The sequence below is a fragment of the Streptomyces sp. NPDC093260 genome (genome assembly GCF_040683715.1).
Classification (GTDB): Bacteria; Actinomycetota; Actinomycetes; order Streptomycetales; family Streptomycetaceae; genus Streptomyces; species Streptomyces sennicomposti.
This window is the reverse complement of record NZ_JBFBEK010000007.1, coordinates 161,243-173,034: the sequence shown is the minus strand read 5'-3', so window position 1 is coordinate 173,034 and position 11,792 is coordinate 161,243. Positions and strand designations below refer to the sequence as shown.

At 72.6% G+C, this 11,792-nt stretch carries 9 protein-coding genes; 4 read left to right on the top strand and 5 right to left on the bottom strand.

The window, feature by feature from the left end; translation table 11 throughout:
* The first annotated feature begins 37 nt into the window (after positions 1 to 37).
* The gene (locus AB0N63_RS11700) at positions 38 to 1,693 is read left to right on the top strand and encodes a PspC domain-containing protein (RefSeq protein ID WP_365527379.1); all 1,656 of its coding nucleotides are present in this window, start codon (positions 38 to 40) and stop codon (positions 1,691 to 1,693) included.
* Positions 1,680 to 1,925, top strand: coding sequence for a hypothetical protein (locus AB0N63_RS11695; protein ID WP_365527376.1), 246 nt, complete (start codon positions 1,680 to 1,682; stop codon positions 1,923 to 1,925). Before AB0N63_RS11700 ends, AB0N63_RS11695 begins: the two co-directional genes overlap by 14 nt.
* A 259-nt stretch (positions 1,926 to 2,184) precedes the next feature.
* On the opposite strand, the gene AB0N63_RS11690 is transcribed toward AB0N63_RS11695, so the two are convergent.
* The 4 genes from AB0N63_RS11690 to guaA form a co-directional block, all read right to left on the bottom strand.
* The gene (locus tag AB0N63_RS11690) at positions 2,185 to 2,712 is read right to left on the bottom strand and encodes a DoxX family protein (RefSeq protein ID WP_365527373.1); all 528 of its coding nucleotides are present in this window, start codon (positions 2,710 to 2,712) and stop codon (positions 2,185 to 2,187) included.
* Positions 2,713 to 2,923: 211 nt separating this feature from the next.
* Positions 2,924 to 4,201 (bottom strand): hypothetical protein, encoded by a 1,278-nt coding sequence (locus AB0N63_RS11685; RefSeq protein ID WP_365527370.1) that lies wholly within the window; start codon positions 4,199 to 4,201, stop codon positions 2,924 to 2,926.
* Between the two features lie 189 nt (positions 4,202 to 4,390).
* The gene (locus AB0N63_RS11680; RefSeq protein WP_365527367.1) at positions 4,391 to 5,200 is read right to left on the bottom strand and encodes a class II aldolase/adducin family protein; all 810 of its coding nucleotides are present in this window, start codon (positions 5,198 to 5,200) and stop codon (positions 4,391 to 4,393) included.
* Positions 5,201 to 5,788: 588 nt separating this feature from the next.
* Positions 5,789 to 7,369 carry a glutamine-hydrolyzing GMP synthase gene (gene guaA, locus AB0N63_RS11675; protein ID WP_365527365.1) on the bottom strand — a complete coding sequence of 527 codons (1,581 nt, stop codon included), beginning with the start codon at positions 7,367 to 7,369 and terminating at the stop codon, positions 5,789 to 5,791.
* 346 nt (positions 7,370 to 7,715) lie between these two features.
* On the opposite strand from guaA, the gene AB0N63_RS11670 reads away from it, so the two are divergent.
* Positions 7,716 to 8,072 carry a chorismate mutase gene (locus AB0N63_RS11670; protein ID WP_365527362.1) on the top strand — a complete coding sequence of 119 codons (357 nt, stop codon included), beginning with the start codon at positions 7,716 to 7,718 and terminating at the stop codon, positions 8,070 to 8,072.
* Positions 8,073 to 8,678: 606 nt separating this feature from the next.
* Entirely contained in the window at positions 8,679 to 9,722 is a 1,044-nt protein-coding gene (locus tag AB0N63_RS11665) for an LPXTG cell wall anchor domain-containing protein (protein WP_365527359.1), read from the top strand.
* A gap of 171 nt (positions 9,723 to 9,893) precedes the next feature.
* On the opposite strand, the gene AB0N63_RS11660 is transcribed toward AB0N63_RS11665, so the two are convergent.
* On the bottom strand, positions 9,894 to 11,645 hold the full coding sequence (locus tag AB0N63_RS11660) for a GMC family oxidoreductase (protein WP_365527606.1): 1,752 nt from the start codon (positions 11,643 to 11,645) through the stop codon (positions 9,894 to 9,896).
* Positions 11,646 to 11,792 lie beyond the last annotated feature (147 nt).

Genomic DNA, 11,792 nt, shown 5'->3' with positions numbered 1-11,792 from the left:
ACTCCCGCCACGGCGGTGTGCCCGTCACCATGGACGCATGACGAATCACCAGCATGCCGCGTCGGGCCGGGGACCCGGCTCCGGTCCCCGCCCGATGCCGGGCGCCGGGCCGCGGGCCGCCGCGCCCGGTACGGGTGCGGGTGAGGAACCGCGGCCGCCCGGACCCCCGGGCGCGCAGGCGCGGGAATCAAGCGGACAGCCGGGTGCGAGCGACCACCCGCACCGGACCGGAGAGACGAGCGTGACGGGGACGACGGGGACGACGGGGACGGCCGGCCCGGCGGACACGGCCGACGGGCAGCGCCCGGGCCCGGCCGGGCAGTCCGGGTCGGGGCCGGCGGGGGCCGCCGGTGCGGGACCGGGCGCGGGACGCGACGCGGGCTCCGCGGCGGCCGGAGGATCGGAGGGCGGGCGGGAGCCGTTGCAGTTCCGGCGGAGCAAGCGGCACAAGATGATCGCCGGTGTCTGCGCGGGACTCGGAAGGCAGTGCGACATGGACCCGGTGATCTTCCGGATCACGCTGGCCGTGCTCGCCGCGACGGGTGGAATAGGCCTCATCTTCTACGGCTTCGCCTGGCTCCTCCTCCCGTTCGACGACGAGGACGAGAACGAGGTGCGCAAGCTCCTCACCGGCCGGGTGGACGGCCAGGCGCTGGCCGGCGTGCTGTTCGCGCTGGTGGGCTGCGGGGTGTTCCTGTCGATGCTGAAGAACGGCAGCGTGCTCACCTTCGCCGTCGTCCTCTCCCTCCTCCTGGCGGGAGCCGGGTACTGGTCGCGGCACCGGGGCGCCCCCGACCCCGATCCGCTGGCCGCCCAGGCCGCCGCCGACGCCCCACCAGAGGCGCAGGCGCCGCCGTTCCCCGCCTCCTACCCCTCGTGGTGGCGCGAACCGATCGTCAAGGACGGCACCCATGTCGGCGGCACCGGCTATCTGTGGGGGCCCCAGGACTCCCGCGACCGGGACATCGCGGCCGCCGTCAACATCAGTCTCGGGACCCGTGCGAGCGAGGCCGTACACACGCCGCGCACAAGCGGCGCCGAGCCGCCGCGCCGCCCCCGCGGACCGCGCTGGATCGGCGGCTGGATCTTCCTGCTGGCCTTGGCCGCCGGCGGCGTGGGAACCAGACTGACCTGGGACGACCATGCACTCGGCACCAGTCTGCAGGCCGGTCTGGGCTGCGCGCTCGCCGTCTTCGGGCTGGGCATAGCGGTCAGCGCCTTCCTGGGAAGGACGGGCGCGGGGTCGATCCTGCTGGCGATCATCACGGCGGCCCTGCTCACGGCGTCGGCGGCGCTCCCCAAGAACATCAGCACCCAGTGGACGCACACGACCTGGCGGCCGGCCACGACGGCGGAGGTGCAGCGTGAGTACGACCTCGGCACCGGTGAGGGCACCCTCGACCTGACCCGAATAGACATCGGCGAGGGCCGGACGGTGACGGCTCGGGCGGAAGTCGGTGCGGGCCGGCTGCGGGTGATCGTCCCCCGGGACGTGACCGTGCGGGCGACCATCGACGTGGGCCTGGGCGATGTCCGGTTGCCGGGCGAGAGCTCTCAGGACGTGGATGTGACTCCGGGCAGGCACCAGCAGGTGACGCTGCCTCCGGCATCGGGTGGCAAGGGTGCCGGAACACTCGAACTCGACCTGCGGGTCGGCATGGGACAGGCAGAGGTGAGCCGTGCTGCGTCATGAATTCCAGCCGGGGAAACTGGTGGCCGGGGTGATCCTCATCGCGGCGGGCGTCGTGTACGCGGGCGCCGCTCACGGGCTCTGGCGCATCCCCTGGTTCGCGGCCGTCCCGCTGGTCCTGGGCGGACTGTGTCTCGCGGGCTTGGCGGCACTGCTGAACCGGGCGGTACGAAGGAACCGGGCGGGGCGCCGCCGGCCGGGACTGGCCGACGTGGGGGTGGACCGGATGGACTGAGCAGCGGGTGCCGGTGCGGTCCCGGGCGGGGACGCGTGCGGTCGGAGACCAGGCCGGGACATCAAGGCCGCGCGAGCCTGGAGAAGGCGCGGGAGTCCCGGAAGCGGTCACCGGTAAGTCCGGGAGCTGTAGGCGCAAGGTCTCCCCGGAGGCTGTCAGTTGCAGGGCGGGCGCTCCCGGAGGCGCCCGTGAGCGGGCACCGGAGATGCGGGGCTGCCGGAAGCGGTCACCGGCAGGTGTGGGGCTGCCGGAAGCGCGGTCAGTGGTAGCTGCGGGAGCTCTGGCGGCGGGCGCGCAGGGCCGCGTCCACGGAGAACAGGGGGGTGCCGGCGAGGACGAGCGGGAGCCAGGCCATCAGATAGGCGAGGTCGTTGCCGTAGTAGTAGGGGGTGGAGGACCAGCTGACCGTGAGCCACAGGCTGAGGGAGATCAGCGCGCCGCCGAGTGCGGCCAGGCGGCCCAGCAGGCCGACCAGTACGCCGATGCCGACGGCCAGTTCTCCGAGGGCCATGGTGGTGCCGAAGCCGACCGGGGACTTCAGGGACAGGTCCACCAGGGCGGGGATGGCGGAGGAGTCGCGTACCGCGCGCATCGTGTCGCCGATCGATCCGGCGCCGGAAGCCTTCAGGAAGGCGCTGTCGGTGAGTTTGTCCAGGCCGGCATAGATGAAGGTGACGCCCAGGAAGACACGGAGGGGAAGGAGGGCGTAGCGCGCGGCGGTGTCCCGCCAGTCACCGCGCCGGTCACCGTAGGAGGTGTGCGTGTCCATCCGAACGCCGTGAGTCATCGCTGCCAGCCGCCTCTCACCGCAATGCCGTTTACCTCTCAACGGACCATACGTATGTAAGAAAGGAATCACTCAATCACGTTGGGCCGATTTTCCGGCTTACGTATGATTTCGGTCCTGCGCTCGGCCCCCTGGTCCGGGACCTCTGCGTCCGTCCCGTCCGAGGAGTACGGTCGGCGCCCTCTCCGTTCGCGGCCGCACCGCGGCGGTCTCACTCCGTCACGTCGATGCTGTAGCGGTTGGTCTCCACTCCCGCCGCGGTGACCAGTTGCACCTCGACGCGGCCCGGTTCGACGTCGGCGGGGACGGGGACGGTGAGGGCCGTGTCCGTGGGGTTGCTGAAGCCGCCGGTGACGGGGACGAGGGGGACGTGGACGTTGACCGCGCCGATGCGGACCACCATCCGCGACAGCCGGTCGGCTCCCTGCGCACCGGGCGGGACGAACCCGGCCCCGCGGACCTCGATGTCGTCGCCGGTGCGGATGGGGGCGTCGAGGTCGCCGGCCTCCCGGGCGCGGACCACGGAGAGGATGACGGGTCGGCCGCCCTCGGCGTACTTGCCGGCCAGGTAGGTCAGGGCGGACACCAGCATCACCACCGCCAGCCCCCAGGGCAGGTCGGGCAGTTGATCGGGCCGCCGGGCCAGCCGTACCGCGGCGAACAGAAGGGAGACAGCGCTGATGACGACGTACTGGATGTCCGCGAAGGCGCCACGGCCCGCGTCGTCGGTGAGGAGGTCGGCGGCGCGGGGACGGTACGCCGGCACCTTCTGGAGGCGTTGGCCCAGCACCCGCAGGCCGACCACCCGCCGCACCAGCACGGCGATGCCGCACACCACGGCGAGCACGGTGACCACACCGGCACCCCGGGCCAGATCCAGCCCGGAGAGCAGCGCGTCGCGTTCCGTGTGCTCGGAAGCGACCGCCAGGCGGCCGGCCAGGACGAGTACGGCGTACCCGACGAACAGCACCCATGCCACGGCGACGGCGCGCGAGGTGGACAGGCGGTTGTCCTCGCCGATGACCGGGGCCAGCGCGCCGCCGCGCGCCCGGTGGAACCACGAGGCGGCCGTGAGCGTGCCGGCGACCACCACGGCCGCGAGCAGACCAGCCGTGCGGGCGGCGCTCCAGCCGGCGCCGATCGCCGTCAGCGCCTGGGCGAGGAGGAGGAGCACCACGGCCGCCCACACGGTGCACACCGTCCAGCCCCACAGTCGCGCCAGCCAGGCATCACCCTCGGCACGGCCGCGGGCGGCGACGAGTTCCGCGGACTGGGTCAGTTCCTCCGAGACCCACTGGCGGGAGGCCGACACCGAGTGGGCGACGGCGGCCGGGAGTCCCTGGCCGGCGGCGAACTCGTCCCTTTTCAAGAGGAATTCGGCAACGGCCCGCCGGTGCCCCGTACGCGCTCCGTGCGGGCAGTCCCCGCACGTGCAGCCGCCCGAGTGGGCAGCCGCCCCCGCGCCGTCTCTCGCTTCCTGCACCGCCACGCCCGACGCCCGCCTTCCCCGGAACCCCGCAGAGACCTGCGGCCAACACGCCTACGCCGTCTGCGAATTGTGCCCTACCTCGGGCGCCCCCGGCTGCTCTGTCTGATCAGTGCGGGTGAAGCTCCGGCCATCGGGTTGACCGGCGGCGGGAAGGTGGCACCGGGGCCCGCGTCCGGACGATCGGCCGGTTCAGGGGGTGGGTGTGCGGCTCAGCAGGTCGGGCTCGCTGCGGGTGATGTCCTGCCAGAGGGGCTGGTAGTTGATCCAGGCCACCAGGTCGCCGCCGAGCTGTTCCCGGGTCGCGACCGCCGCCTTGTGGTCGATGAGGACGGGACGGCCGGCGGCCCGGGCGGTGAGCTGCACCTGGGCGGAGCGTTCCATGGACAGGAACCACCAGGCGGCGGCGTCCACCGAGTCGCCGACGGTGAGCAGGCCGTGGTTGCGCAGGACCAGCGCCTTGCCGGAGCCGAGCACGGCCGCGATGCGGCGGCCTTCCTCGGCGTCGACGGTGACGCCGGTGTAGGCGTCGTAGACGGCGTGGTCCTGGTAGAAGGCGCAGCTCTCCTGGGTGATGGGGTCCAGGAGTTCCCCCAGGGCGGCCAGTGCGCGGCCGTGCACCGAGTGGCAGTGGGCGACGGCGACGACGTCCGGGCGGGCGGCGTGGACCTGGGCGTGCACGGTGAACGCGGCCTGGTTGACGTGGTAGCGCCCCTCGACGACCTGTCCGTCCTGGTTGGCGAGCACGAGGTCGGCCACGGTGACGTGCTGGAAGGGCATGCCGAAGGGGTTGACCCAGAAGCAGTCGCTGAACTCGGGGTCGCGGGCGGTGATGTGGCCGGAGACGCCGTCCTCGAAACCGCGTCGTCCGAAGATGCGCAGGGCGGCGGCGAGGCGCTCCTTGCGGTGCCGGCGTTCGTCCTCGACCGAGTCGTGGCGCGGCGGCATGGCGAACCGCAGCTTGTCGGTCGGCAGGGGTGGGGGCGGAGTGGGGCCGTGCATGGGTCCTCCGGCGCGGTTCGGCGTACGGGCGGAAGGTACCGGCGGTCGGGACGGGATGACAGCGCCGGGTTGTGAAGATGCGGCGCAGGGCGCTCCGCGCGGCGGGGGACGGGCAGTGGGTGCTGCTTCCGGCGGCGCTCGGACGGCTCCGCCGGGGCAGCCGCCGCCGTCACCGCCCGCGGCCCGTCGCCCCGTCCGAGCCACCTGGCTCGGCGTTGCGCCGATGCGACCGGGCAAGCGTGCCCCGACCCCGCCCTGACCGCCGCGCCGATCCGGCCGGGGAAGCCTGCCCCGACCGCCCCGCCCATCCCGGCCGAGGTGCCTGCCCGGGCCAGCCGCATCCGCCCGGCGGCCCGGCGGACGCTGCGATCCGAGGCCCGCGTCCCGCCCCGCGGATGCGGCTGGCCCGGTGCACGCGCCCGGCCCGGCCGACGCGCGCCTGGGTCATGGTTCCTTAAGTCATGGTTCTCGCCCGGCCCAGCGGTCGCGCCCCGCCCCGCGGGATGCTCGGGCGGTGGGCCGATATGCGAAAGAGGTGGAACGGTTGTTCCACCTCTTTCGCTCACGTGCCCCGCGGGCCCGTGGTGGCTACTCCCACTCGATGGTGCCCGGCGGCTTCGAGGTGACGTCGAGGACGACGCGGTTGACGTCCCGCACCTCGTTGGTGATCCGCGTGGAGATCTTGGCCAGGACGTCGTAGGGCAGGCGCGACCAGTCGGCGGTCATCGCGTCCTCGGAGGAGACCGGGCGCAGCACGATCGGGTGACCGTAGGTGCGGCCGTCGCCCTGGACGCCGACGGAGCGGACGTCCGCGAGCAGCACGACCGGGCACTGCCAGATGTCGCGGTCCAGACCGGCCGCCGTCAGTTCCTCGCGGGCGATGGCGTCGGCCTCGCGCAGCAGGTCCAGGCGCTCCTTGGTGACCTCGCCGACGATTCGGATGCCGAGGCCGGGGCCCGGGAAGGGCTGGCGCTGGACGATCTCCTCCGGCAGGCCGAGTTCCTGGCCGACCATGCGGACCTCGTCCTTGAACAGCTTGCGCAGCGGCTCGATCAGCTTGAACTCGAGGTCCTCGGGCAGGCCGCCGACGTTGTGGTGGGACTTGATGTTGGCGGTGCCGGTGCCGCCGCCGGACTCGACCACGTCCGGGTACAGCGTGCCCTGGACCAGGAACTCGACCGCCGGACCCTCGTCCGCGATGATCTCGGCCTGGGCCTGCTCGAAGACCCGGATGAACTCGCGGCCGATGATCTTCCGCTTCTCCTCGGGGTCCGAGACGCCCTTGAGCGCGTCGAGGAAGCGCTTCTCCGCGTCGACGACCTTCAGCTGCACGCCGGTCGCGGCGACGAAGTCCTTCTCGACCTGTTCGGTCTCGCCCTTGCGCATCAGGCCGTGGTCGACGTAGACGCAGGTCAGCTGGGAGCCGATGGCCTTCTGGACGAGGGCCGCGGCGACCGCGGAGTCCACGCCGCCGGACAGCCCGCAGATGGCCCGCTTGTCACCGACGAGCTCGCGGATGGCGGCGACCTGCTCCTCGATGACGTTGCCCGTGGTCCAGTCGGGCTTGAGGCCCGCGCCGCGGTACAGGAAGTGCTCCAGCACCTGCTGACCGTGCGTGGAGTGCATGACCTCGGGGTGGTACTGGACGCCGTAGAGCTTCTTCTCGTCGTTCTCGAAGGCGGCGACCGGGACGACGTCCGTGGAGGCCGTGACGGTGAAGCCCTCGGGCGCGGCGGAGCAGGCGTCGCCGTGCGACATCCACACGGCCTGCTCGGCCGGGGTGCCCTCGAAGAGGGTCGAGGAGGGCTTGGAGACGGCGAGGTCGGTACGGCCGTACTCGCGGGCGCCGGTGTTGTCCACGGTGCCGCCGAGGGTCTGCGCCATGAGCTGGAAGCCGTAGCACATGCCGAAGACGGGGACGCCGGCCTCGAAGAGCTCGCGGTCCAGACGGGGGGCGCCCTCTTCGTAGACCGACGAGGGGCCGCCGGAGAGGATGATCGCCGCCGGGTTCCTGGCGAGCATGTCCTTGACCGGCATGGTGCTCGGCACGATCTCGCTGTAGACCCGGGCCTCGCGGACGCGACGGGCGATGAGCTGGGCGTACTGCGCGCCGAAGTCGACGACCAGGACGGTGTCGGGGGCGGCGGCAGCGGGGGTCGCTGATGACACGGGGTGCCTTCCGGCGGTTGGGCGGGGGCTGTGTACACCGATTCTAACGGGGTGGCCACGGGCGACGTCCCGAACGCGGGCGGCGGCCGCGGTCCCGGGCGCCGTCCCACCATCCGAACCGGCTTGGACACCGGCCGTCACGGAGGCATACTGGTGCCATGCTCACGCAGTCCACGACCTTCCTCTTTACCTATGGCACCCGGCCCGCCGGCTGCCATGGTCGTGTTGCTTGAGCCACTGACGAGCGACTTCCCAGGCGCCCCGGGCCGACAAGGCCCGGGGCGCCTGGCGTTTCTCCCGGTCCTCGCCGATCCGGGGTCCCGCACCCACCCGTGAGGAGCCCCACATGACCACCACCACCGCCGCCACTCCCACCGCTGCCGCCGTCGGCGCCGTCACCACTGCCGTCACCGCCCCCGCCTCCTCCCCCGCGGACCGCACCGGTGCCCGTACCGACGAGGCCGCGAGCGTGATCTCCGGCGCCCGCGAGCGCATCGACGCCCTCGATGATCGGATCATCGGGCTGGTGCAGGAACGGATGGCCGTCTCGGCCGTCGTCCAGGAGGCCCGGATCGGCTCCGGCGGCCGGCGCGTGAACCTCTCCCGCGAGATGGAGATCCTCGGCCACTACAGGGACGCGCTCGGCAAGCCCGGCACCGCCCTGGCGATGACCCTGCTGGAGCTGTGCCGGGGCAGGATCTGAGGCCCTCGCGCGATCCTCACCCGTACGGCGCGTGACCGCGGGCCGCCGCGCCTCGTTGCTCCGGATGTCCACGCCAGCCAGGGGGCGCCGCCGAGTGCGGGAGCCCCGTATGGCGCCCCGCGGCGATGAGGCGCACGGATCGTGCCGTGCGCCGTGGGACCTCGCCGCGGGGACAGTGACCGGACGGCAGGGGACAGCAGCCCGGTCACCCAGGTCACGGTCGGCCCCGGGGACGCCCGGGGCCGACCGTGAACACCACGCGCGGACATCGCAGCCCGCTTACCCCTCAGAGGCATCCGCCCGCCCCTCAGAAGCAGCCCCCCGCCCTCGCAGACGGCCCACGTCCCGAAAGGCACTCGCCCGCCCCTCAGAGCCACCGCCCGTCCTGAGACGCAGCCGGTCGCCGGCCCCCAGGCCACGCACTCTCCAACCACCCCATGTGACACAAGCCACATGAGAATTCGGTGAGGACGAGCACAACCATCCGCCCTCGCACCAGGTCACACCACCTGAACCGAGAGCCACACCCGCGGCCCCACCGCGGAGGCCTCCCTCAGCGCTCGTGCTGCGCCCAAGGCGCCGTACGCCAGACTCTCCGAGGTCTTCATGAAGCTTCGCCGCGCCATGGCCGCCACGGCCGCGACGGCTGTCATAGCACCCCTGGCACTCCTGTCGGCTCCGGCCGCGTTCGCGTCCGACGACCAGCCCTCCTCACCGAGCACCGTCACGGCCACCGCCACCGAGTCGGCCTCCGACGACACCTCGACGTCCCCGGCCCCGTCCTCGTCGGAGTCGCAGTCGGCCCCCGAGAGCACCCCCGCCTCGACGCCCCCCTCCAGCAGCGCGAGCACCGGCACGTCGGAGTCCGCCTCCGCCTCCGCCCCGGCGCCGAGCAGCTCCTCCCCGCAGGCCTCCCAGTCCGCGGAGCCCACCGCCGAGCCGACGCCCTGCACCGACGCCGACGTCGACCCCGACTCCCAGCTGACGATCTCGGTCTCCGGTCTGCCGGGGAAGATCGTCGCGGGCAGCGGCTGGCACCCGTTCAAGCTCACCGCCGCCAACCACGGCGACCGGGCCCTCGGCCAGGTGCAGTGGCTCGCGCTCGTCGACAACGACTCGCTGAGCGACGACGAGTCGCAGTGGCTGAGCAACTACGCGCAGCTCGAGTACTTCAACCCCGAGACCAAGGCCTGGGAGTCCCTGGCCGACGAGATCGGCGACGGGATGTACTTCGGCGAGACCGAGCTGGGCCCGAAGCAGACGGTCGACATCCGGATGCGCGTCAACATCACCGCCAAGGCCCCCGCGGGCGCCGGCTACACCGTGGGACTGGGCGGCTACGTCGACCAGGACAAGAACTGCGTCCACAGCGCGTTCGACTACTACGAGTTCACCGTCCTCAAGCAGGGCACGCCGAACGACAACCCGGGTGACGCCAAGCCGAAGCCCGGTGACGCCGACAAGCCCGCCGGCGGCAAGGAGCCGCAGGGCGGCGCCAAGGAGATCCCGCCGACCGGCACGCTCGCCGAGACCGGCTCCAGCTCCATGCTGCCCACCATCGGTCTGGTCGGCGGCGTCGCGGTCGTCGTCGGCGCGGGTGCGCTGTTCACCGTCCGCCGCCGCAAGGCCGGGGCCGGCGCGCAGGCGTAGGCGCCGCGGGCCGTAGGCCACGGGGTCCGGTGCCGTGACGGCGCCGGGCCCGCCGGGACGAGAAGGACCTGCACCAGGAGGGGGGCGCAGGTCCTTCTCGTCTTTCCTCCACCACCTCAGCGGCACGACCGCAGCCCGCAGCGTTCGGCCGCACCGCCCCTGCTCGCGGCGCTACTTCTTCGCCGGCACCGTCGGCATCCCGAGGAACGGCAGCCGCAGCGCACCGAACGCGTCCGCCGGGACCGCCGGGTTCCGCGGCTCGACCGGCTTCAGCCGCTCGTACGCCGCGCCCTGCGCCGGACGCGGGTCGGCCTCGCCCTTGTTGGGCCAGTACGACATCGCCCGCTCGGCCTGCGCGGTGATGGTCAGGGACGGGTTCACCCCGAGGTTCGCCGAGACCGCCGCGCCGTCCACCACCGAGATGCCCGGGTGGCCCCACAGCCGGTGGTAGGGGTCGATGACGCCGGTCCCGGGCGAGTCGCCGATCGGGCAGCCGCCGAGGAAGTGCGCGGTGAGCGGAGTGCCCATCAGCTCGCCCACGTTGGAGCCGGCGAAGCCGTTGATCTCGGCGGCCAGCGCGGTGGCGCCCTCGGTGGCGGCCCTGATCTGCTTGGGGTTGGGTGAGCCGTGTCCCTGACGGGCGGTCAGCAGGCCCTTGCCGACGCCGTCCGGCTTCAGGTACGTCGTCAGGGAGTTGTCCAGGGACTGCATCACCAGGCCGATGATCGTGCGCTCCGACCACTTGCGGTTGGACAGCGAGCGCAGCACGAGCAGCGGATGCCGCGCGGCGTTCCCCAGCCAGGCCCCGACCCTCGACCGGCCCTCCGCGAAGGGGACTTGGAGGATCGACAGGCCGCCCATCGAGTTGGATCCTTTGCCGTAGCGGACCGGCTCGATGTGGGTGTTGTCGTCGGGGTGGACGGAGGAGGTGATGGCGACGCCGCGCGTGAAGTCGGCCTTGGGCTGCCCGGTGACCTTGCGGTAGCGGCGGTCGTCGGTCTGCGCGCCCACCAGCGCCTCGGAGTTGGTGCGGGTCAGCTCGCCGAGGCGGGGCGAGAGGTAGGGCAGCTGCCGGTTCTCCTTCATGCGGTGCAGCAGCGTCTGGGTGCCGTAGGTGCCGGCGGCGAGGACGACCTTGCGGGCGGTGAAGAGGCGGCCGGCGCCCTTCTTGCGGTTGTCGGTCGGCAGCGTGGCGACGGCGTAGCCGCCGCGCGAGTCGTCGGTGACGGACACGACGGTGGTCATGGGGTGCACCACCGCGCCCGCCTTCTCGGCGAGGTGGAGGTAGTTCTCGTTCAGCGTGTTCTTCGCGCCGTGCCGGCAACCCGTCATGCATTCGCCGCACTCGACGCAGGCCTTGCGGTCCGGTCCCACGCCCCCGAAGTAGGGGTCGGCGACGCGCTGGCCCGGCTCGGCCTTCGCCGTGCCGTCGGCGTCCTCGCCGTCGCCGAAGAAGACGCCGACCGGGGCCATGTGGAAGGTGTCGCCGACGCCCATGCGCTGCGCCGCCGCCTTCAGGTGCACGTCGGACGGCGTCATCGTCGGGTTGAGCCGTACGCCGAGCATCCGCTTGGCCTGGTCGTAGTACGGGGCCAGCTCGTCCTGCCAGTCGGTGATGTGCCGCCACTGCGGGTCCTCGAAGAAGGCCTTCGGCGGTACGTAGAGGGTGTTGGCGTAGTTGAGGGAGCCGCCGCCGACGCCCGCGCCGGCCAGCACCATGACGTTGCCGAGCAGGTGGATGCGCTGGATGCCGTACATGCCGAGCCTGGGGGCCCACAGGTAGTTCTTCAGGTCCCAGGAGTTCTTCGGCAGGCTCTCGCGGGTGAAGCGGCGGCCGGCCTCCAGGACGCCGACCCGGTAGCCCTTCTCGGTCAGGCGGAGGGCGGTGACCGAGCCGCCGAACCCGGAGCCGACGACGATCACGTCGTAGTCGTAGCCCTGTTCCTCCCCGGCGGTCCCGGGCTCCCGCCCCTCCGCGACCGTCCCGGTCTCCTGCTCGTCCTCGTCCCGCGTCTGGGCGGACTTCTCCTGTGACACGTGCTCTCCTCGTTGAGAACCGCGGCGCTGCGG